We start from the raw sequence: 22778 nt of genomic DNA on the forward strand, positions 1-22778 counted from the left end.
AAACACGTGAGGGCCGGTTCGCCGCTATGCTCGGGTCTTCACAACCCCTTCCGGAGTCATGATGTCGTTCCCGATTCGCGCCCGTTCGCTCTCCGCCCTGTTGCTGCCGGCCATGCTGGCCCTGACCGCCTGCCAGGCACCGGCGCTGGATGAACAGGATTCGGCCACGGCCCACGCCCAGCAGGCCGCCGAAGCAGCCAAGGCGCCGGCCGACGAAGCCGGCAAGGCCACCGAGGCTCCGCCGGTCGGCACCTGCGATGCCAGCCAGGTGCAGAGCCTGGTCGGCCAGGCCTACACCGATGCACTGGGCAAGCAGGCACAGGAAGATGCCGGCGCAAGCCAGGTGCGCGTGCTCAAGCCCAACGACGTGGCCACGATGGAGTTCCTCGGCGACCGCCTGAACATCGAAGTGGACGCCAAGGGCGCCGTCAGCGGCGCGCGCTGCGGCTGAGTCCGGCCCCGCGCCGGCACCGTGTTGCCGGCGCGTTCTGTTGCACCTGCAACCGTGTATTGCGGCGTTGCAGCAACCTGTGATCTAGTCGAGGCATCCGGTGGCCTCACGATGCGCTCCAGGGATTGAGCGGGCTTGAGTGTCCCCGTTCAATTCATTCCGCATCGAGGTAGAGATGGCCCCCCGCAACCGCCAAGGGCTTTACGACCCGCGCTCCGAGCGCGATGCCTGTGGATTTGGCATGGTCGCCCAGCTCGACGATCAACCATCGCGCCTGTTGGTTGATACCGCCATCGCCGCGCTTTCGCGCATGACCCACCGTGGCGGTGTCGCCGCCGATGGCCTGACCGGTGATGGCTGCGGCCTGCTGCTGCGCCGCCCCGATGCCTTCCTGAAACTGCTGGCCAGCGAAGCCGACATCACGGTCTCCGCACGCTTCGCCGCCGGCCTGGTGTTCCTGCCACACGATGCCGATTCCGCGCAGGCGTGCCGTACGCAGCTGCAGGCGCAGCTGGAAGCGGTGGGCTGCAAGCTCGCCGGCTGGCGCGAGGTGCCCACCGATGACAGCGTCTGCGGCCAGCTGGCGCGCGACACGCTGCCGCGCATCGAGCAGGTGTTCGTCGACGCCGGCGTCGGCCAGGATGATGCTGGCTTCGCGCTGGCGCTGTTCCTGGCCCGCCGTCGCAGCGAACAGCAGCTGCGCGAGCATGCCGATTTCTACGTCACCACCCTCACCCCGGATGCGATCAGCTACAAGGGCATGGTGCTGCCAGACAAGCTCAGCCGCTTCTTCCTGGACCTGCAGCGCCGCGAACTGGCCTCCAGCGCGATCGTGTTCCACCAGCGCTTCTCCACCAACACGCTGCCGCGCTGGCCGCTGGCACACCCGTTCCGGATGCTCGCCCACAACGGCGAGATCAACACCATTGAAGGCAACCGGCGTTGGGCGCAGGCGCGCAGCAAGGTGTGGAAGACGCCGCGCTTCGACATCGGTGAATTCGACCCGGTCATCTCCATGCATGGCTCCGATTCGCAGAGCCTGGACAACATGCTGGAACTGATGGTCGCCGGTGGCATGGAGCTGATCCAGGCCCTGCGCATCCTGGTGCCGCCGGCTACGCAGTCGCTGGAATTCAAGGACCCGGACCTGGCCGCGTTCTACGAATTCCACGGCCTGAACAGCGAGCCGTGGGACGGCCCGGCCGGCATCGTTGCCTGTGACAGCCGCTATGCGGTGTGCACGCTGGACCGCAACGGCCTGCGCCCGGCGCGCTGGATGCTGACCGCCGACCGCCATTTCCTGGTCGCCTCCGAAGCAGGCGTATGGGAAGTGCCCACCGAGCGCGTGGTGCGCAAGGGCAAGCTCGGCCCGGGCGAGATGATCGCCATCGATCTCAAGCGCGGCGACCTGCTCGATTCGGATGCGGTGGACCGCATCAACCGCGGTCGCGCGCCGTACAAGCAATGGCTGCAGCAGGGCGTGACCTACCTGCAGACCGAATTGATCGATCCATCGCTGGTGGAGGAACCGTTCGACGAAGGCACCCTGCGCAGCTACCACAAGCTGTACCAGCTCAGCAGTGAGGAAGTGGAGCAGGTGCTGCGGCCCTTGGCCGAGACCGAGCAGGAAGCCACTGGCTCGATGGGCGACGACACGCCGATGGCGGTGCTGAGCCAGCGCAGCCGTCCGCTCTATGACTACTTCCGCCAGGCCTTCGCGCAGGTCACCAACCCGCCGATCGATCCGCTGCGCGAAGACTGCGCGATGTCGCTGTCCACCCAGCTCGGCAGGGAGACCAACATCTTCCATGCCGGCCCGGAGACGGTGAACCACGTCATTCTCAACTCGCCGGTGCTGAGCCAGCGCAAGCTGCGGCAGCTGCTGAAGATGGACCAGTACGTGCAGGCCAACCGCCTGCTCGACCTGTCCTACGGCGAGGATGAAGGCCTGCGTGCCGGCATTGAGCGCATCTGCGCCGAAGCCGAACAGGCCGCGCGCGATGGCATGGTGATGCTGCTGTTGTCCGACCGCTACCCGGTGGCCGGGCGTCCGATGGTGCATGCCCTGCTGGCCACCAGTGCGGTCCACCACCACCTGTCGCGCCTGGGCCTGCGCTGCGACGTCAACCTGATCGTGGAAACCGGTACCGCGCGCGATCCGCACCACATGGCCTGCCTGCTCGGCTTCGGCGCCACCGCGGTGTATCCGTACCTGGCCTACCAGACCCTGTTCGACCTCGGCCGTCGTGGCATCCTCAAGCTCAGCAAGGGCGGCGAGCAATCGCAGATCGGCCGCCGCTACCGCAAGGGCATCTACAAGGGCCTGTCCAAGATCATCTCGAAGATGGGCATCTGCACCGTGGCCAGTTACCGCGGCGCGCAGCTGTTCGAGATCATCGGCCTGGAGCCGGAAGTCGTGGACCTGTGCTTCCCCGACACCGCCTCGCGCATCGGCGGCGCCGGCTTCGCGCGGCTGGATGCCGACGCCCGCGAACTGTGCGCTCAGGCCTGGGACGCGCAGCAGGGCGTGGATGTCGGCGGCCTGCTGAAGTATGTGCACGGCGGCGAGTACCACATGTACAACCCGGACGTGGTGACCACCCTGCAGCGCGCGGCGCGCAGTGGCGACCCGCGTGCGTGGCAGCAGTACTGCGATGCGGTGCATGCGCGCCCGCCATCGGCGCTGCGCGACCTGCTGGAACTGGTTCCAGCCGCTGCGCCGACACCGCTGGATGACGTGGCTCCGGCCAGCGAACTGTTCCCGCGCTTCGACACTGCCGCCATCAGTCTCGGCGCCCTCTCCCCGGAAGCGCATGAAGCGCTGGCCATCGCCATGAACCGCCTTGGCGGCCGCAGCAATTCCGGCGAAGGTGGCGAAGATCCCGCACGCTATGGCACCGCGCGGCGCAGCAAGATCAAGCAGGTGGCCTCGGGTCGCTTCGGCGTCACCGCCGAATACCTGGTCAACGCCGAAGTGCTGCAGATCAAGGTCGCGCAGGGCGCCAAGCCCGGCGAAGGCGGCCAGCTGCCCGGCCACAAGGTCAACGAACTGATCGCGCGGCTGCGCTATGCCAGGCCGGGCATCGGCCTGATCTCGCCGCCGCCGCACCACGACATCTATTCCATCGAAGACCTGGCGCAGCTGATCTACGACCTCAAGCAGGTCAACCCGACCGCACTGGTGTCGGTGAAGCTGGTCAGCCATGCCGGTGTGGGCACGATCGCCGCAGGCGTGGTCAAGGCCGGTGCGGACCTGATCACCATCTCCGGACACGATGGCGGTACCGGTGCGTCGCCGGTCAGCTCGATCCGTTATGCCGGTGTGCCGTGGGAGCTGGGCATTGCCGAAGCACACCAGGCGCTGGTGGCCAACGACCTGCGCGGGCGCACGTTGCTGCAGACCGACGGCGGCCTGAAGACCGGCCTGGATGTGGTCAAGGCCGCACTGCTGGGCGCGGACAGCTTCGGCTTCGGCACCGCGCCGATGATCGTGCTCGGCTGCAAGTACCTGCGCATCTGCCACCTCAACAACTGCGCCACCGGCGTTGCCACCCAGGATGAGCGCCTGCGCGAGAACCACTTCACCGGCCAGCCCGAGCGCGTAGAGAACTTCTTCCGCCTGCTGGCCGAGGAAGTGCGTGGCTGGCTGTCCTACCTGGGCGTGCGCTCGCTGGAAGAGATCGTCGGCCGTACTGACCTGCTGCGGCAGATCGAGGCCGCGCCACGCGACGGCGTGCGCGTGGACCTGTCGCGCCTGCTGGCCGATGCCCGTTACGAAGGCAGCCACTGTGCCGCGCAGCGCCTGTACGAATCGCCGGACAGCCTGGCCACGCAGATGGATGGCCTGTTGGCCGATTCCATTGAGCACAAGCGCGGTGGCGAACACCGCTTCCTGATCCACAACACCGACCGCAGCATCGGCACCCGCCTGTCCGGTGCGGTGGCACGCGCGCATGGCAACCAGGGCATGGCCGAATCGCCGCTGGAACTACGCTTCCGCGGCAGTGCCGGGCAGAGCTTCGGCGCGTTCAACGTCGGCGGCCTGCATCTGGAGGTGGAAGGCGAAGCCAACGACTACGTCGGCAAGGGCATGGCTGGCGGCCGCCTGGTGGTGCGTCCGCCGCGCGGCGCGCGCTTCGAGGCACGCAGCACGGCCATCATCGGCAACACCTGCCTGTACGGCGCTACCGGCGGCGAACTGTTCGCTGCCGGTCGTGCCGGCGAACGCTTCGCTGTGCGCAATTCCGGCGCGCTGGCGGTGGTCGAAGGTGCCGGTGACCACTGCTGCGAGTACATGACCGATGGCGTGGTGCTGGTGCTGGGCAAGGTCGGCCTGAACTTCGGTGCCGGCTTCACCGGTGGCCTGGCCTACGTGCTGGACGTCGACCGCGATTTCGTCGACCGCTACAACCACGAGCTGATCGACATCCACCGCGTATCGGCCGAGGGCTTCGAGAACTACCGCCAGCACCTGCATCGCCTGATCGGCCGCCACCGCGAGCTGACCGGCAGCATCTGGGCACAGCAGATCCTGGACGAGTTCCGCGATTACATCGGCAGGTTCTGGCTGGTCAAACCCAAGGCCGCCAGCATCGAATCCCTGACCGAAACCCTGCGCCGCGCCGCATAACGGTAGTGCCGGCCGCTGGCTGGCAACCGGAAAACACCACAGAGCCCGCCATGAGCCGCAAGCACGCCTTCCAGTTCCTCGACCTGCCCCGCACCATGCCGCAGCGCATTCCGGTGGAACTGCGCACCTCCGGCGACTGGGGCGAGCTGTACGGAAAATTCGGCAAGGAAGATGCCCAGTACCAGGCCGGGCGCTGCCTGGACTGCGGCAACCCCTACTGCAGCTGGAAGTGCCCGGTGCACAACGCCATTCCGCAGTGGCTGCAGCTGGTGCAGGAAAACCGCATCCATGAAGCGGCCACCCTGTGCCACAGCACCAACCCGTTGCCGGAAGTGTGCGGCCGGGTGTGCCCGCAGGACCGGCTGTGCGAAGGCAGCTGCACGCTGGAGGAGTTCGGTGCGGTGACCATCGGCGCAGTGGAGAAGTACATCGTCGATACCGCGCTGGCCACCGGCTGGCGGCCGGACATGGCCGCCGTGCAGGCCACCGGCCACACGGTAGCGGTGATCGGCGCCGGCCCGGCCGGTCTGGCCTGCGCCGACCGCCTCGCGCATGCCGGCATCGCCGCCGTGGTCTACGACCGCTACGAACAGGTCGGCGGCCTGCTGCAGTTCGGCATTCCCAGCTTCAAGCTGGACAAGGACGTGATCCGTCGCCGCCGTGAGGTGCTCGAAGGCATGGGCGTGCAGTTCCGCCTGGGGGTAGAGATCGGCCGTGACATCAGCCTGCAGCAGTTGCTGGATACGCACGACGCGGTGTTCCTCGGCACCGGCGCCTACCGCTACACCGATGGCGGCCTCGACGGCCAGGACCTGAAGGGCGTGCTGCCGGCGTTGCCCTTCCTGGTGCAGAACAGCCGCATCGTCGGTGGCGATGATCCGCAAGGCCGGGCGATCGCCGGCTGGGAAGACACCATCGCCCTGCCCGATCTCAACGGCAAGCGCGTGGTGGTGCTCGGCGGCGGCGATACCGGCATGGACTGCGTGCGCAGCGCAGTGCGCCTGGGTGCGGCCAAGGTGACCTGCGCCTACCGCCGGGACGAAGCGAACATGCCGGGCAGCGCGCGCGAAGTGGCCAATGCGCGCGAGGAAGGCGTGCGCTTCCTGTTCAACCGGCAGCCGCTGTCGATCGAAGCCGGTGCCGATGACGAAGTGATCGGCGTGACCGTGGTTGAAACGCGGCTGGGCGAGCCCGATGCCAATGGCCGCCAGAACGCGGTACCGATCGAGGGCAGCGAATCGCTGCTGGAAGCGGACGTGGTGATCATCGCGTTCGGTTTCTCGCCGAGCGTGCCGGCGTGGCTGGCCGAACATGGCGTGGAGGGGCAGTCCAACGGCCGCATCCTCGCCGGCGGCAAGGACCGCCTGCCGTTCCAGACAGCACATCCGCGCCTGTTCGCCGGAGGTGATGCGGTGCGCGGTGCCGACCTGGTGGTGACTGCGGTAGCTGAAGGCCGCGACGCCGCCGCCAGCATCGTCCGGCTACTGGCGCACTGAGTCCGGCGCCAGCAGCGCCGCAAGCAATGCACGCAGTTCACGCGGCTCCAACGGCTTGGCCAGGAAGTGATCGATGCCAGCGTCGCGGCAAGCCTCGCGGGTACGTTCCAGAACGCTGGCGGTGAGCGCGATGATCGGTACCCGCGCGCGGTGCTGGCAGCTGTCAGCACGGATCGCCCGTGCCAGCGCGAAGCCATCCATGCCCGGCATGTGGCAGTCGGTGATCACCAGTTCGAATGGCTGCGACTGCCAGGCCCGCAGGGCCTGCGCTCCATCGGCGCAGGCATGCACCTGCAGCCCCAGGTCGTGCAGGCGCTGCTCCAGCAGCTGCAGGTTGGTGGGATGGTCTTCGGCCACAAGTACCCGCGCCGGCGGCAACGGCGGTTCCTCGGCGATCGCAGGTGATGGCGCGCCAGCAGGCAGCTCGCAGGCACTCAGGTCCAGCTCCAGCCACACCGTGGTGCCCTCGCCGGTCGTGCTGTGCAGCTGCAGGTCTCCCCCCATCGACACGGCCAGCTCACGGCAGATTGCCAGGCCCAGTCCACTGCCGCCGAAGCGGCGCGTGGTCGAAGCCTCGGCCTGGGTGTAGGCAGCAAACACCGCCTGCTGCCGTTCCGCACTGATGCCCACGCCACTGTCGCTTACCTGCAGGCGCAACCGCTGCCCCTGTGCGTGCTGCTGCAGCACCTGCACCCGTAGTTCCACCCCGCCATGCAGGGTGAACTTGAGCGCATTTCCGACCAGGTTGAACAGGATCTGGCGCAGGCGCAGGCTGTCGGCCAGCGACCCGGCCTGCAGCGCAGGATCGAGATGGATTCGCAGGTACAGGCCTCGGCTGGCAGCCACCGGCAGCAGCAGCTGCTGCACTGCCCGCAGCAATGCGGCCAGATCGGTCGGCTGCCGTTGCAGTGGCGCGGGTTGCAGGCGCTGGCTGTGCAGCACGTCGTCGAGGATCTGCCGCAGCATCTGCGCGGCGTCGCCGATGGTGGCCAGCACCTGTTGCTGCCGCGGGTCCAGATCACTGGCGGCCAATCGTTCGAGCATGCCCAGCAGCGTGCTCATCGGCGTGCGGATCTCGTGACTCATGGTCGCCAGGAAATGGGTCTTGGCCAGCGCGGCCTGTTCGGCCTCGCGCCGTGCATCTGCAAGCGCCTGGGTACGTGTGTGCACCTCGCTGACATCCATCCAGTAGCCGCTCCACTCAACGTTGCTGTCATCGCACGCCAGCGTGCGGCCCTGCGAATGCACCCAGCGCCAGCCCTGTGGCGAGCGCGTACGGAAGGTGACGTCGATCGGTCCACGGGCCAATGCAGCCGCTTCGACACAGCCCATCACCACAGTCCGGTCATCGGGATGGACCGCAGCCAGCAGCCGCGGGTGGTCGATCCGCGCGGTCTCCACGCTCACCCCGAACAGCGCCTGCACATCGCCGGCAATCTGCGGAAAGCTGTAGTCCCCGGTAGCGGTGCGGCGCGCCTGGTAGACCACAGCCGGCAGGTTCGCGGTCACTTCCTGCAGGCGTTGCGCGGCGATGCGACGCCTTGCGCTTTCGCGATGTACGCGCCAGTAGCCGAAGGCGTAGACCAGCGCGAGCGCCAGCAGGATCAGCGAGGCCGGCACCAACCAACGCAAGGGGGACGACGACGGCGGGTTGCGTGGCCGGTCCGGCAGCCATGCTGTGCGGATCGCGTCGCGCTGCGTGTCGGTCAGCTGCGACATTGCATGCTCAAAATCGGGGATGACGCCGGCGCAGGCCGGTACGGTGGCCAGCACCAGCGCGTCGTTGAACCCGGCTGGCGCGGCAATCACCAGCCGATCACCCTGGTAGCGGCGCAGCGCGGCCTCGACCTCGCCGAGATTGGCGATCACCGCGTCGATCAGACCGGTGCCCAGCAGCGACAGCGCATCATCCAACGGCGCCGGCGGCAGCAGCTGTGCACCCGGAGCCTGCTCGGCCAGCAGCGTGGCCAACGGCAACCGGTCGGGACTGGCCACCGCGTGCTCGCGCAGGTCGTCCAGCCCCAGTACCGGCCGCGTATTGGCGCGGCGCACGATCACCTGCGGCAGCTGCAGGTACGGTGCGCTGGCCACCCAGCCGGCAGGCAGCTGCGAGTGCGGCCAGCCCAGCAACGCCTGGGTGGCGGGCGGCAACAAGCCTTCGACGACCGCCGTGGCCGGCAGCAGTTGCGCCTGCAGCGGCCGTTGTTCGCCCAGCAGGTTCAGGTAGGTCGCGCTGACCCCGTCCGCCTGGCCCTCGACCACGGACGACAACGGCGCCCGATCGGAGGGCAAGGCAATGCGCAGCGGTGTCTCGCAGCCAGCCGCAGACGCAGTTGCGGGCAGCATCAGGCAGACCATGACAGCAACAGCTGCAGGGAGGCCGGCGGCATTCACGGTGGACTTCCTCATTTCGCAGGCGGAAACAACGGCCGCGCAGCGGTACCGCTGCGTGACACGCTATCGACCTGCGGACGGGCGGCAATGAAGAAAGTTGCAAAAGCATCCGGAAGCGCTAATGGCGACATACACTGCCGCCTTCACCCGTACCTGCGGAGCTCTTGATGCGTATCGGCCTGGCTGCCAACCGTCTCCACCACCACGACGTGCGCGCCGCCCTGTTTCGTTGGCTGCGTGCCAGTGAGGCTGGCCTGCGCGAACTCGGTGTATCGCTGCACGCGGTCGGGCGTACCCATGATGCGATCGAACGGCACGGCTTCCTGGCCGGATACGGCGGCCTGCACCGTTATCCCTATGGCCGCGAAGGCGGGTTGATGAAGCTGGTCGCCGAGGTGGTCGGCATGGGGCCGGATCGGACACTGGATGGTGCGATCTATCTGATTGATCCGGTCGATCCGTCCTCGGTGTTTCCGGAAGCCACGGCATTGAAACGGCAGTGCGTGATCCACGGCAAGCCGTTCATTTCGACGGTGGCGACGGCGCGCGACTGGGTCGAGGTCGAACGCATCCACGCCGGGCTGGCGGCCGATGCCGGCGCCGACGATCTGCATGCGTTCGAAGACCAGACACTGGCGCTGATCGCGCACGATGCGATGAAGCCGGCGATGCTGGCCTTCGCCGATGAGCACTTCGATGTGCTGGCCCGGTTCGGCGAACGCGTGGCAACCGGCACCACCGGCCAGCGCTTGAACGAGCTGGCCTGGAGCCGCGGTTGGCCCAGCGATACGCCGTGGGTGACGCGCTACCAGAGTGGCCCGATGGGCGGGGATGCGCAGATTGCTGACCGGGTGCTGGAAGGCCGCTGCCAACGCGCGATCTTCTTCGAGGATCCGCATGTGGCGCGCCAGCATGAGGCGGATATCCAGCTGCTGGAGCGTGCGGTGACGACGGTGACCGACCAGGCGGTGTGCATTACGGCGCCACGGGTGGCGGCGCGTTGGGCGACGGCGGCGGCGCTGCGGGCGAGGTGAGGGTTTCGGCCAACGGCTGAGCCCCTCTTGGTGGGTGACATCTGAAGGCAAAGCCGTGCTTGGCCGGGCGGGGTGAATTGCGCAGGGGTCGCTGCAAGTCCCCCTCCGGGGCCCGGCCCAGCCGCTGGCGGCTGTGCGTTCAGGCGCTTGCGAAGCAGTGCTTCGCAAGCAAAGCGCCTTCACCCCTGTAAGCTCGGTCACCGCATCCATGCGGCTCACGCCCCTGCGCACCCCCCCCCACCCGGCCACGGACAGATTCCGGTGTGCCCAGCCACGGAAGAAAGAAAGAAGAGCAAGAGCGGGTCGCGCACTGTGCGCGCTCCTGGCCCATGCTCGCTTGCATTCAACGGCAGCCGAGCGTGGGCTCGGCTCTACAGTTACAGAAGCTGGCGAAGCATGGCTTTCAAGCGGCGCCCTTCCAGCTGGAAGTAGTCGCGCTGTTCGCGCCAGGCGGGGAAGCGTTGTTCCACTTCGTGCCAGAACGCGGGCGAGTGGTTGGCCTGGATCAGGTGGCAGAGTTCGTGCACCAGCACATATTCGAACGCTTCCGGTCGACCGAGCACCAGGGCCAGGTCCAGCGCCATGCTGCCATCGGGTGCCAGCGAGCCCCATTGCGAAGACATCACCTTCAGGCGCAGACGGCTGGGTGCACGCGGCAGGCCCGGCAGGTACTTCGGCAGCCAGCGGCCGACGTCGGCGCGGGTCTGCGCTTCGTAGAACTCGCGCAGCAGGCGGCGCAGTGTGGCATCACCGGCACGGGTCGGCCATTGCACGCAGGCACCGTGGTCGTCGATCTCCAGGCGCGCGTAACGGCCTTCCTGCCAGCGCAGTGGCAGCAGTTCACCGCGCAGTGGCAGCACGCCGGCTTCGCCCGGCTGCAGGGGTGCTGGCAGTTCCTGGCCCTGGTACTGGCGTAGCTGCAGTGCCAACCAGTCGCGGTGCTGTTCCAGGAAGCGTTCGCCCATCACCAGGCTTGCACGCGGCGGCAGGGTCAAGCGTGCGCCGCGCTCGTCCACGCTCAGCTTGATGCGGCGCGCACGCGGATCACGCACGCGCAGCACCTCGATCTCGGCATCCTCCAGGCGCAGGCGAACCGTGTCGCGCTGGACGGTGGCGGGCGGGGTCGGGCTGATCAGGCGGCGCAGCAGACGGCTCATGTACCCAGCATAGCGCCGCTTCGGGCCGCCGGATGACCGGCGGCCGTCGGGCTGCCTGTTCAGTCAGCCTTGCTGAGCTTGAAGGCTTCTTCCAGCAACAGGAACAGGCGGCGGATCTCGGCACTCTGCAGGGCGAAGCGGGCATCAAACTCGGCGCGTCGGCCGTCTTCGTCGGCATGCTCCAGCTGGTCCAGCGCGCCGTCGAGGAACTTCAGCTTGCGTACGATCAGGTCGTCGCCGATGACGAAGGACAGGTTGTCTTCGAAGATCAGCGCCAGCCTGGTCACCTGCTTGCCGGCGTCAAGATGCTTGTCGATCTCGTCGCAGCGCAGTTCCTGGTGCTGGCACTTGACCACTGCACCACCTTCCACCGGGTCCTTCATCTCGCACTCTTCGCCCAGGCTCAGCCCGGTCGGCAGCGGCTCGCCGGCGATCCAGCCGGTCAGGATCGAGCGCGGCGCGACTTCGGCGTTCAGCGGCATCGCCGGGAAGCTGCCGAGCAGGCCACGGATGTCGGACATGAAGTACTCGCCGGTCTTCCGGCTGGAGGTATCCACCGCGACGTAGCCGTGCTGCAGGTCGATGAAGGCGTCGTTGCGCGAAGACTTCACGAAGGCGCGCGGCAGCAGTTCATGCAGCAGGTCGTCCTTCATGCGCTTGCGCTCGCGGCCACCGGGGCGGCGGCCTTCCTTCTCCTCGATCTCCTCCAGCTTGCGCTCGAGCAGGTCGTTGACCACCGCTGCCGGCAGGATCTTGTCTTCGCCGCCCACGGTCAGCCACAGGTGCTCGGCGATGCGGTGGGAGAGCAGTTCCTTCTCCTCGCGGCCGAACGGCGAGATGAAGCCGCGCGAATTCATTTCCAGTGCGCCGACCGGCTTCAACAGGGCATGCGGCAGCAGCGTGTCGACTTCGGAAAAATCGGTGGTGGTCGGGAAGCGGAAGAACGTCAGGTTGCGAAAGAACATGGAATTCCGGTGTCTGAAGGAGAAGGGCGCCTGACCTTAAACGGCAGGCGTCTCGGGGACTGCGTCGGCCAGCCAGGCATCGGCATGCGCCGCACGCCCGCTGTGGCCCAGGGCCCTGAAATCGAACAGGGTGGCATCGGCCAGTTGCGCTGGCCGCACATCGGCCATGGCGCGTGCGATCTGTTCGATGCGGCCCGGATGGTCCTGGTCCCACTGCTTGAGCATCAGGCCGACCTGCCGACGCTGCAGGTTTTCCTGGCTGCCACACAGGGTGCAGGGAATGATCGGGAAACGGCGGGCCTGCGCATACTCGGCGATGTCGCGCTCGCGCACGTACGCCAACGGGCGGATCACCACGTGCTGGCCATCGTCGCTGAGCAGCTTCGGTGGCATGGCCGCCAGCTTGGCATGGTGGAACAGGTTCATGAACAACGTAGCCACCATGTCGTCGCAATGATGGCCCAGCGCGATCCGGGTGAAGCCATGTGCCTTGGCGTGGTTGTACAGCGCACCGCGGCGCAGGCGCGAGCACAGCGAACACATCGTCCGGCCTTCCGGGATGACCCGGCTGACGACCGAGTAGGTGTCCTGCTCGATGATCTGGTACGGCACGCCCAGCGCGGCCAGGTACTCCGGCAGGACATGCTCGGGGAAGCCGGGCTGTTTCTGGTCCAGGTTCACCGCGACCAGTTCGAACGGCACCGGCGCCTTTTTCTGCAGCTGCAGCAGCATGTCCAGCAGGGTGTAGCTGTCCTTGCCGCCGGACAGGCAGACCATGACCTTGTCGCCCGCTTCGATCATGCCGAAGTCGGCGATGGCCTGGCCGACCTGGCGGCGCAGGCGCTTGCCCAACTTGTCCGCCCCGGGCCCGGCCACGCGCGGATCGCGCGAAGCGCGCTGCGGGGGATCGGGAAGGGAAATCACGGCGGTCATCGGCCCATTCTAACGGCTTGCGGCAGCCTGGACCCCGTGTCGGGATTCCCCTCTCCCGGCAGTCATCATCGCTGTGTATGCTCGGAGGCTGTGGACACCTACAGCCCCGCCGAGATCGTCGAACACCTCGCCGCCCTGCGCGCCGAGCACCGCTTGCTGGATGAACAGATCACCCGCATGGCCGCCAACGGCGAGGACGAGCTGGAATCCAAGCGCCTGAAGCGGCGGAAGCTGCAGCTGAAGGACTGCATCGCCAAGCTGGAAAGCCTGCAGATTCCCGACGAACCGGCCTAAAGACGGCCCTGGTAGGTGCCAATCCTGGTTGGTACCTTTGCTTGCGGTAGCTGCCAACCTTGGTTGGCCTCCTGCTCTGGTAGGTGCCAACCTTGGTTGGCACGGCTGGAAGGTGTGTGGACCAAGGTCCACACCCACCGCATGGCCCGGCGCTAGCCTCAATCCTGCGGCGCAGGCTCGTCCGGGCGTGCCGCTTCCGGGCTGACCCGTTCGATGGTGTGGCGCAGCTCGCGGCCGAGGATGAACTTGGCATCCTTGGCCCAGGCATCCAGGCGTTCGTCGAACAGCAGCTTGCTGTTCTCGTCCGGCCATACCAGGCGCAGCTCGCGCAGCTTCTGGATGAAGCCGCGGAACAGCGACTTGTCGAAGAACTCCGGCGCGGCCGGTGCATAGAGCAGGCTCAAACGCTGCGCGGCCTGCTGACACAGGCTTTCCAGCTCGGCCGCACCCAGCACGCCGGGGCCGTTCTTCACCAGCACCGAGATGGCGATGTAGTAGCGCTCGAAGGCCTGCTGCAGCGAGTGGCCGATGGCCCGCAGGCGGAACACTTCATCGGTCTGCCCGGTGTTGCGGGCAAGGATGCCGCCGTCGTCCTCGTTGACGTTCTGCAGCAACCCTTCGCGCACGAACACGTCGATGGTCTGGTCGATGCGCTGGGCGAACTCGTCCTCGGTCCACGGCAGGAACAGTTCGGCCTGCAGGAACGGGTACACCGTGCGGCCCAGCTGGACCAGGCCGGTGCGGCTCATGCGGCGGTTGTTCTGGAAGCAGCAGGCCACCCACGACGATGCGGTGAACAGGTGCACCACGTTGTTGCGGAAGTAGCTGAGCAGCACCGCGGTGTCGCCACTGACGCTGAGCACATCGCCCAGCGGGTGCTTGATGCGGGTGAGGACGTTGATTTCCTCGGCGTGGGCGATGATCCGCTCCGGCGAATGCGGGGTCACCGTCACCCGGCCCGAGTACGGCATTTCCACCAGCAGGGTCTTGCACAGCTCGATCTGCGCGATCAGGTCGGCCTCGCCCATCGCGTGCTTCGGCGTGGACAGCAGGGCCAGCGCCAGCAGGTTGATCGGATTGACGTCGGCGGCACCGTTGATGCGTACCTGGATGCGCTCGGCCAGCGTATCGACGGTGGTCGACAGCCAGGACGGCTTCTCATCCTCGGACACCGCTTCGCCGCCCCACTCCGGGGCCTTCTCGGCCAGCACGTCGTTCAGCGCGATCGGCTCGCCGAAGTTCACCACCACCTGGCCGTAGTTCTGCTTGAGCACCTTGGGGATGCCCCACAGCAGCGACCAGATCGATTCCTTTTCCTTCGGCCGCCCGGACAGTTCATCCAGGTAGCTGCCGCCTTCCATCAGCTTCTCATAGCCGATGTAGATGGGCTGGAACAGCACCGGCTTGCGCGGCTGGCGCAGGAACGCGCGCAGCGTCATCGAGATCATGCCGCCCTTGGGCTGCAGCAGGCGGCCGGTACGCGAGCGGCCACCCTCGACGAAGTACTCCAGCGAGTAGCCACCGGCCACCAGCTGCGCGACGTACTCGCTGAGCACCGCCGAGTACAGCGCGTTGCCACGGATCGAGCGACGGATGAAGAACGCGCCGCCCTTGCGCAGCAGGGTGCCGACCACCGGCAGGTTCAGGTTGATGCCGGCCACGATGTGCGGCGGCACGATGCCACGGTCGTACAGCAGGTAGGACAGCAGCAGGTAGTCCATGTGGCTGCGGTGGCTGGGCACGTAGACCACTTCGTGGCCCGGCGCGGCGGCCTTGAACTTGTCCAGGTGGTGCACCAGCACGCCCGCATAGATGCGGTTCCACACATGGCTGAGCATGAAGCTGGCCGAGCGCACTACCGGGCTGGAATAGTCCGCGGCGATTTCCCAGGCATAGGCATGCGCCTTCTTCCAGGCATCGGCCGGCTTCGAATTGTCGCGCTTGGCCTGTGCGGCGATCGCTTCGCGCACCGGTTCGGCCGCCAGCACCTGGTCGACCAGCAGGCGCCGCGTCGACAGGTCGGGACCGATCACCGATTCACGGATGCGGCGGAAATGGGTACGCAGCACGCGCTGCAGCTTGCGCACCGTGCGCTCCGGCTCCAGGCCTTCGTCCACGGTGCTGCGCAGCGAGATCGGCGGGGCGAAGCGGACGATGGTGCTGCGGCCGTTGAGCAGCACCGCCAGCAGTCGGCGGAAGCGGCCCACCAGCGCCCAGTTTTCCGAGAACAGCACGGCGAACCAGCCGCTCTGCTTGTCCGGCGCGCGGCCGACGAAGATCGACACCGGCACCAGGTGCACGTCCAGGTCATCGCGCACGCGATGTGCCTGCAGGACCTTGGCCAGCGAATCGGAGTGGGTCTTGGCGCCGCGCTGCTCGGGGATCAGCGAGTTGCTGGAACTGCGCCGCGACAGCGCCAGGTAGGCGCGCTTGCGCCCGGTCGGGTCACCGGCCAGCGGCACCAGTGGCGACGGCAGTCCGGCCTGGCGGCAGGCCTTGTCCAGGATCAGCGCATTGGACAGGCCGTAGTCTTCCAGCACGTACATCACCGGGCGGCCATCGTTGTACTGGCCCGGGTCTTCCGGCTCGATCTTCAGCGACAGCCACGGCTCGACCAGGCGGCCGAGCAGGCGCGCCCACAGCGGCCGACGGCCGGCCGGCCGCGCATGCGCCGACGGCGGTACCGGATTCGGGCCGGTACCGGTCGAGGGGGACGCCGGCGCCGTATCGGCGGGCGTCGACTGGGATTCTTCGCCGGGGAACGGCAGCGGGTTCTGTTTCGACATCGGCGCCATTATGGCTTAGGCGGCGGCGTTGCCGCTTCCCCACCCTCGATGGGGGCGTCGGCAGGCGTTGGAGCCGCCGCTGCCCGGGCAGCATCGGCCTGGCGCAGCAGGGCATCGGTATCGGCCAGGGTGCGGGTCAGGTACCAGTGGCCCTCGCGCCGACTCAGCGGCAGCTGCAGGGTCATCTCGCGGCCGGCCAGGTCGTAGCGCAGGCGCACCAGCGCGTTGTCGCCCTCCACCGACAGCAGTTCGCCACGCACACTGCGCAGCGCTTCGTCCACACCCAGCCCGTAACTGCCAAGCACGGCCTTGAGCGTGTGGATGAACGGTGCCAGCTGCTGCAGGCTGCCTTCCATGCCCGCGGCCTGCAGGCCGGCCTCATCGTCGAAACCGACCTTGCCCGCCGCACCGACCAGCGCGGCGATGGTGTTGCGCGCACGGGCGCGGTCGCTGATGGGTGCTCCCTGCGCCCACTCGGCGAGGGTTTGCACCAGGGCGACGTAATGGGCCTGCTGGCCAGGCGTGTAGCCCTTCTGGTGGCGCAGGTACTGCACGCCGAAATTGCCCATCGACTGCGCCGCCTGGCGTACGGCGCTGGCCTGGCCTGCCAGTTGGCGGTCGAAGCTGCGCTGCAGTTCGGTACTGGCGTTGGGCTTGCGCAGTGCGGCCAGCATCGGCAGCAGCTGGTCGCCCAACGGCAGCTCGGTCAGCGGCCATTGGCTGTGGCCGTCGGCCCAGGCCTGCTGCAGGCGCTGGTACTGGCTGGGTGGAACCGACAGCTTCGCGTAGCCGATCAGATCGTCCTCGGCCAGGCGCAGGGCCATCGCCTGTACCGCCGCCACGGGTTCGGCCGCGGGCTTGGCCGGATCGTCGGCCGATTCGCGGCACGCGGCCACGGCCAGCAGCAGCATGGCTGCCAGCCCCCATCCACGCGCAGACCTTCCTCGCACCGCCACGCTCATGCAATCGGACTCCCCGGACCGGTCCGCATCTTGCGGCCTGCGACGTGACAGCGGCAAGCCGCCCGGTCACGGTTCCGTCAGCAGAGGGGTCAGATCCCGCTGCCAGCGGCAGGAGGCTCTGACCCCGCGCGAAAAAAAAGAGCCCGGATCACGAGGATCACAGGCTCTTCAAGCCGGCGCGAGGCCGGTGGACAGTGTTGTGGCACATGTCCGGTCCGAGGACCGGATGGCGGCGATCCTACGCTGCCCCGCAAGTTAAGGCAACACATGATGTAATTCCATTCAACTTGTTGATTTATTTAAAAATCTAGAGCCATAGGCGAGACCGGAGGACTTCTCCGGCGCGATTCCTGCCGATTCGGGCACAACACCTGCGTGGAGCAAGGTCGGCGACAGCCTCAGCGCGCTGCCAGTGCCGACGCGATTTCCTGCTGGATCGCCCGCGCTGCGGCCTGCGGATCGGCGGCCAGACGGATCGGGCGGCCGACCACGATGGCGTCGGCGCCATCGGCGAAGGCCTGGGCCACGCCGACCGTGCGCTTCTGGTCATCGCCGACCGGGCCACCGGGGCGGATGCCCGGGCAGACGATCGAGAACCCGGCGCCGGTGGCGGCGCGGATCGGGCCAGCCTCCTGGCCCGAGGCGATTACGCCATCAATACCGGCGGCCTGGGCGGCCAGCGCGCGTTCGACAACGACGTCCACCGGCTCGCGGTCGATACCCATCTGCGCCAGGTCCGGGCGCCCCATCGAGGTCAGCACGGTCACCGCCAGCAGGCGCATGTCGCTGCTGTTGGCGGCCGCGCAGGCTTCCATCATCGCCGGGTGCCAGCCATGGATGGTGGCGTAGCTGACCGGCCACTGCGACAGGCGCTTGATCACCGCAGCGGCAGTGGCCGGGATGTCGAAGAACTTCAGGTCGACGAACACGCGCTTGTTACGGCGAGCCAGCTCGTCCAGCACCTGGAAGTACTCGCCGGAGGCCAGCAGTTCCATGCCGATCTTGTAGAACGCCACGCTGTCGCCGAGGCGCTCGACCCAGTCCAGCGCCTGCACGCGGTCAGGCACGTCCAGCGCGAAGATCAGGCGCTCTTCATCGCGCAGCGGCAGCGGCGCGCGGCTCACGGTGCATAGTCCAGGGCAGCGCGCTTGGCGTCGTGGCGGGCCTGGCGCGACTGGCTGTAGTCGTTGTTGAACTGCGCCGGTTCGAAGCCGCCGTAGGTCGGGTTCGGCAGCATCCACCAGCGCTCGCCGAACCAGTCGTGGTACTGCTGCAGCAGCGCGTCGCGGCCGTCGTTGGTGTTGGCGGTCACTTCGACGAAGTCACCCAGCTGGTCGCCGAACTGCATCAGCACGCGGTACTTCTGCCCGGCCAGGCGGCGGCGGCAGTTCTTCTCGCTGCCGGCCTGCTCGCAGCCTTCAACCACGGTGCCCAGGCCGAGGAACACGCTGTCGTCGGCCACCGGCAGGCCCTGCTCGCGCAGGTTGGCCAGGGTCGCGTCCTTCAGGTGCACGGCGCGGTTGGAGATGTACAGCAGGGTCACGCCCTTGGCGTTAGCGGCCTTGGCGAAATCGACCACGCCCGGGATCGCCTTGGCCTTCTTTTCGGCCACCCACTGGTCCCAGGTCATTTCATCGTATTCCTTGCCGTCGCGGACCAGGCGCGCCTGGTAGGGCGAGTTGTCCAGCACGGTCTCGTCCACGTCCAGCACCACCGCCGGCTTCAGGCCCTTGGCCTCGTTGCCGCGTTCTTCCGGCACCAGCGCGTCCCAATGGGCTTCCTTCAGCGCCACATCGAGGTGGTCGGCGGCAGCACGGTAGGTCTGCTCGGTGATCGCCTTGTACTCCTGCGCGCGCTGCATCCACAGCACCGCGTTGAGGTTGTCGTTGGCGGTCAGATCGGGCGTGCCTTCAGCCTTGGCAGCGGCGGCGGAAGCCTCCGGCGCAGCGGCGTCGGCGGCAGGCGCGTCCACGCGCTTGCAGGCGGACAAGCCCAGCGCCGCGGTGGCGAGCAGGGTCAGGGACAGGGAAACGGGACGACGCATGAAGATCACCGGCAATCAGATATACCGGCCCATTTTACCGGCAAAGGCGGCCCCGGGACGGCTATGCTTGATGGTTGACCCGTTGTCCCTGCGAAGGCCGCCATGACCGATTCCACCCCGACCCCCGACGTTCCCCTGCTCGACGCCGTGCAGGCCCGCCTGCTGGGCTGCCTGGTGGAGAAGGAAGCGACCACCCCGGACACCTATCCGCTGACGGTCAACGCCGCGCAGTCGGCCGCCAACCAGAAGACCGCCCGCGAGCCGGTGATGAACGTCGATGCCGGTAGCGTGCAGCATGCGCTGCGCCAGCTGGAGACGCTGGGCCTGGCCCGCCAGCACTTCTCCTCGCGCGCCGATCGCTACGAACACCGCCTGCAGGCCGCGCTGGACCTGACCCGGCAGCAGACCGTGCTGCTGGCGCAGCTGCTGCTGCGCGGGCCGCAGACCCTGGGCGAGCTGGTCACGCGCAGCGAACGCCTGCACCGCTTCGCCGACGCCGACGAAGCCCGCCACGCCATCGAGCGCCTGCAGCAGCGCGCCCTGCTGGTGGTGCTGCCGCGCGCCAGCGGCCAGCGTGAGGACCGCTACATGCACCTGCTGTGCGGTGAGGTGGATGGCGCTGCATTGGCGGCGAAGTACGCCAGCAGCGGCGGTGGCAGCGAAGCAGCCGATCCCGGCCTGGCCGAGCGCGTGGCCCAGCTGGAAGCGGCGGTGGCCGAACTGCAGGCGCAGCTGGCCGAACTGCGCGGCTGAAACAGTCCATCGGGATCGGATCCCGCGAGGCGGGCTCCGACCCCGTGCGCATCAGGTAGTGCCGCACCCGGCGTGGCATACAACCGACTGGGCGAGTCGACACCCGGCAACTGGACCACACCGCGCTCCTGCATGCCCAGCCCCAGCAGGATCTTCCCGGAAACCACGTTGTCCAGGTCGGTGATGCCATACAGATCCTGCAGGTCCAACTCAGCGCGCGCATGCGCGAACACCGCCCGCGCCGCCTCACCGGCATAGCCCTGCCCGGCGAATTCGGACAGCACCGCATAACCAATATCCGGCCCCGGCAGGCCATCACGCCGCACCAGCCCGGCATTGCCCAGCCACGCGCCATCGGCCAAGCGCTCGATCGCATACATGCCGAACCCATTCAACGCGTAGCTGTGCAGCACCCGCAGTGCGATGTACTCACGCGCCTGCTCCTCGCTGCGCACGTTGCGGTCACCAATGAATCGCACGAAGCCCGGATCGTTGAGCAGCGCCAGCATCGGCGCCGCATCGCGGTCGGGTTCGATCGCACGCAGGCGCAGGCGTTCGCTTTCAATGAGATGCACGCGCAGACCTCCAACCGAAACCCCGATTGTGCCCCAGCCCCCGGCTGTTGAATTTGATTTTCTTTTTTCTTTTCCGTGGCTGGCACGCACGGAAACTGTCAGAGGCCGGGCGGGTGGGCTGGGCGGGACCGTCCGCGGCATGGATGCCGCGGCCGAGCCCCCATGGACGGGTTTACGGCGTGTCCCGACCAGCCCACCTGCCCGGCCCACCACGAATGCACTGCGAACGGCGCCAACCACGAGGGGCTGTGCCGTTCGCCGGTCAATCGAACAGCGCCTCGATCGCCGCCAACCCGGCACTCGCCCGCTCCTTCTTGCGCGCCGCATCCGCCACCGGATCAGCGCCATCGCGCTGGATCTCCTCGGCCGGAATTTCCTCGAAGAACCGGCTCGGCTTCAGCCGCACGTGTTCACCGAACTTGCGGGTCAGCTTGCTGTAACTCATCCACAGCTGGATCTTGGCGCGGGTGATGCCCACGTACAGCAGGCGACGTTCTTCCTGCAGGTTGCCCTCGTCCAGGCTCACCTGGTGCGGCAGCACGCCGTCCTCGCAACCGACGATGAACACATACGGGAACTCCAGGCCCTTGGAGGCGTGCATGGTCATCATCCGCACCTGGTTGCCGCCCTCGTCCTTGTCACTGCGCGACAGCAGTGCCAGCTGGCCGGCAAGGTCGGCGGCAGTGGCGCCGCGCGGGCCGCCCTCGAACCACTGCGCCAGTTCCTCGATGTTGTTGGCACGGCGCTGGTAGCTGGCCTCTTCCTTGGCCTGCTGGCGCAGCTCGCTGAGCAGGCCTGACTCCTTGGCCACCTTGCGGATCATGTCGCCGGAGCTGATCTGGCGGGTCTGCGCACGCAGGTCACGCAGGATGTCGGTGAAGCGCGCCAGGCTGTTGGCCGCGCGCGGCGGCAGCTGCTGCAGGGCACCGATCGCTTCTGCGGCCTGGGCCATCGGCATGTCCTTTTCCTGCGCCAATTCGGCCAGCTTGGCCAGCGTGCCGGCGCCCACATCGCGCTTGGGCGACTGCACCGCACGCATGAACGCGGTGTCGTCGTCCGGGTTCACCAGCAACCGCAGCCAGGCCAGCGTGTCCTTCACTTCCTGGCGTTCCAGGAACATGGTGCCACCGGTCAGGTGGTACGGAATGCGCAGCAGCTGCATGGCCTTTTCCAGCGGACGCGACTGGAAGTTGCCGCGGAACAGGATGCAGAAATCGCTCCACGGCACCTTGCGCGACTGCGCCACGAAGGCGATCTCGGCGGCGACCTTTTCCGCTTCGTGTTCGCTGTTGCGGCATTCCCATACGCGGATGCGCTCGCCATCAGCCTGGTCGCTCCACAGCTTCTTCAGGTGCTCATGCGGGTTGTTGGCGATCAGCGCGTTGGCCGCGCGCAGCACGCGGTTGGAACAGCGGTAGTTCTGTTCCAGCTTGATGATTTCCAGCGCAGGGTAATCGCGCCCCATCTGCTGCAGGTTTTCCGGGTTGGCACCGCGCCAGGCGTAGATCGACTGGTCGTCATCACCCACGCAGGTGAAATTGCCCTTGTCGCCGGCCAGCTGCTTGAGCAGTCGGTACTGCGCATCGTTGGTGTCCTGGCATTCGTCCACCAGCAGGTAACCGATACGCTCGCGCCAGGCCACGGCGATGTCCGGGTTCTCTTCCAGCACCTGTACCGGCAGACGGATCAGGTCGTCGAAGTCGACCGCATTGAATGCAGTCAGGCGCAGCTGGTAGCGCTCGTAGACGCTGGCCGCTTCCTTCTCGCGGTTGCTGCGAGCGGCCGCCATCGCCTGTTCGGGCGACAGGCCGGCATTCTTCGCGCGCGACACCAGGTTCTTCATGTCCTCGATGTCATCGGGCTTGGCCCCGTACATCAGGTCCTTGATCTGCGCGGCGGCATCGTCGGCATCGAAGATCGAGAAGCCGCGCTTGAGGCCCACCGCCGCGTGCTCGATCTGCAGGAACTTCAACCCCAGTGCGTGGAAGGTGCAGATGGTCACCTCGTCGGCGTCCTGCTCGCGCAGTCGCTTGGCCACGCGCTCGCGCATTTCCTTGGCCGACTTGTTGGTGAAGGTGATCGCCGCGATGCGCCGGGCGGGATAACGGCCGCAGCCGATCAGGTGGGCGATCTTTTCCACGATCACGCGCGTCTTGCCGCTGCCCGCGCCGGCGAGCACCAGCAACGGACCTTCGATGTGCAGGACGGCGGCGGCTTGGGGGGGATTGAGACCGTGCATTGGATGGGGATTGTAGCGGGGCGGCGACGGGCCGACCTGACTTGCACCGCAGCGCGCCGTAAGGT

The 22778-nt window shown here is 67.4% G+C and carries 15 protein-coding genes and 1 pseudogene; 6 read left to right on the forward strand and 10 right to left on the reverse strand.

Annotation, left to right across the window (positions count from 1 at the left end; genetic code table 11):
• Window positions 1–61 precede the first annotated feature (61 nt).
• The 3 genes from AC07M7_RS11190 (at window position 62) to AC07M7_RS11200 (ending at window position 6577) form a co-directional block, all read left to right on the forward strand.
• On the forward strand, window positions 62–451 hold the full coding sequence (locus AC07M7_RS11190; RefSeq protein ID WP_495207406.1) for an I78 family peptidase inhibitor: 390 nt from the start codon (window positions 62–64) through the stop codon (window positions 449–451).
• Window positions 452–626: 175 nt separating this feature from the next.
• Window positions 627–5081, forward strand: a complete 4455-nt coding sequence (gltB, locus tag AC07M7_RS11195) for a glutamate synthase large subunit (RefSeq protein WP_495207407.1) — start codon at window positions 627–629, stop codon at window positions 5079–5081.
• Between the two features lie 50 nt (window positions 5082–5131).
• Window positions 5132–6577 (forward strand): FAD-dependent oxidoreductase, encoded by a 1446-nt coding sequence (locus AC07M7_RS11200; protein WP_495207408.1) that lies wholly within the window; start codon window positions 5132–5134, stop codon window positions 6575–6577.
• On the opposite strand, the gene AC07M7_RS11205 is transcribed toward AC07M7_RS11200, so the two are convergent.
• On the reverse strand, window positions 6563–8971 hold the full coding sequence (locus AC07M7_RS11205; protein WP_495207409.1) for an ATP-binding protein: 2409 nt from the start codon (window positions 8969–8971) through the stop codon (window positions 6563–6565). The genes AC07M7_RS11200 and AC07M7_RS11205 overlap by 15 nt on opposite strands.
• A 167-nt stretch (window positions 8972–9138) precedes the next feature.
• Here AC07M7_RS11205 and AC07M7_RS11210 point away from each other — a divergent pair, with 167 nt between their 5' ends.
• Window positions 9139–10005, forward strand: coding sequence for a methylglyoxal synthase (locus tag AC07M7_RS11210; RefSeq protein WP_136638444.1), 867 nt, complete (start codon window positions 9139–9141; stop codon window positions 10003–10005).
• 377 nt (window positions 10006–10382) lie between these two features.
• Here the strand turns inward: AC07M7_RS11210 and AC07M7_RS11215 are convergent, their stop codons facing one another.
• The 3 genes from AC07M7_RS11215 to ttcA are packed head-to-tail and all read right to left on the reverse strand — an operon-like array spanning window position 10383 to window position 13060.
• On the reverse strand, window positions 10383–11162 hold the full coding sequence (locus AC07M7_RS11215; RefSeq protein WP_046984705.1) for a M48 family metallopeptidase: 780 nt from the start codon (window positions 11160–11162) through the stop codon (window positions 10383–10385).
• 59 nt (window positions 11163–11221) lie between these two features.
• Window positions 11222–12127, reverse strand: a complete 906-nt coding sequence (locus AC07M7_RS11220) for a recombination-associated protein RdgC (protein ID WP_495207410.1) — start codon at window positions 12125–12127, stop codon at window positions 11222–11224.
• A 36-nt stretch (window positions 12128–12163) separates the two neighbouring features.
• Complete coding sequence (gene ttcA / locus AC07M7_RS11225) at window positions 12164–13060, reverse strand: tRNA 2-thiocytidine(32) synthetase TtcA (protein WP_046984704.1); 897 nt, start codon at window positions 13058–13060, stop codon at window positions 12164–12166.
• 90 nt (window positions 13061–13150) lie between these two features.
• On the opposite strand from ttcA, the gene AC07M7_RS11230 reads away from it, so the two are divergent.
• Window positions 13151–13354: a YdcH family protein gene (locus AC07M7_RS11230; RefSeq protein ID WP_012509637.1), complete on the forward strand. Its 204-nt coding sequence runs from the start codon at window positions 13151–13153 to the stop codon at window positions 13352–13354.
• Between the two features lie 158 nt (window positions 13355–13512).
• Here AC07M7_RS11230 and plsB read toward each other — a convergent pair whose 3' ends face one another.
• The 4 genes from plsB to AC07M7_RS11250 all read right to left on the reverse strand — a co-directional run bounded on the left by plsB (window position 13513) and on the right by AC07M7_RS11250 (window position 19146).
• The gene (plsB, locus tag AC07M7_RS11235; protein ID WP_495207411.1) at window positions 13513–16149 is read right to left on the reverse strand and encodes a glycerol-3-phosphate 1-O-acyltransferase PlsB; all 2637 of its coding nucleotides are present in this window, start codon (window positions 16147–16149) and stop codon (window positions 13513–13515) included.
• Window positions 16149–17102, reverse strand: a complete 954-nt coding sequence (locus tag AC07M7_RS11240) for a hypothetical protein (protein ID WP_046984702.1) — start codon at window positions 17100–17102, stop codon at window positions 16149–16151. Before AC07M7_RS11240 ends, plsB begins: the two co-directional genes overlap by 1 nt.
• A gap of 398 nt (window positions 17103–17500) precedes the next feature.
• A complete protein-coding gene (gene pyrF, locus AC07M7_RS11245) occupies window positions 17501–18226 on the reverse strand; it encodes an orotidine-5'-phosphate decarboxylase (protein WP_495207412.1) in 726 nt (241 codons plus the stop codon).
• Complete coding sequence (locus AC07M7_RS11250; protein WP_495207413.1) at window positions 18223–19146, reverse strand: 5'-nucleotidase, lipoprotein e(P4) family; 924 nt, start codon at window positions 19144–19146, stop codon at window positions 18223–18225. The genes pyrF and AC07M7_RS11250 overlap by 4 nt, the downstream gene beginning before the upstream one ends.
• Before the next feature lie 102 nt (window positions 19147–19248).
• Between AC07M7_RS11250 and AC07M7_RS11255 the strand changes: the two genes are divergently transcribed.
• Entirely contained in the window at window positions 19249–19899 is a 651-nt protein-coding gene (locus AC07M7_RS11255; protein ID WP_046984700.1) for a YceH family protein, read from the forward strand.
• Between the two features lie 59 nt (window positions 19900–19958).
• Here the strand turns inward: AC07M7_RS11255 and AC07M7_RS11260 are convergent.
• Together AC07M7_RS11260 and AC07M7_RS11265 are read right to left on the reverse strand one after the other, a co-directional pair.
• Window positions 19959–20474: pseudogene (locus AC07M7_RS11260) on the reverse strand (GNAT family N-acetyltransferase); the annotation flags it as partial.
• A gap of 262 nt (window positions 20475–20736) precedes the next feature.
• Window positions 20737–22713 (reverse strand): UvrD-helicase domain-containing protein, encoded by a 1977-nt coding sequence (locus tag AC07M7_RS11265; RefSeq protein WP_012509630.1) that lies wholly within the window; start codon window positions 22711–22713, stop codon window positions 20737–20739.
• Window positions 22714–22778: the final 65 nt, after the last annotated feature.

Source organism: Stenotrophomonas sp. GW821-FHT09E08 (assembly GCF_059416125.1).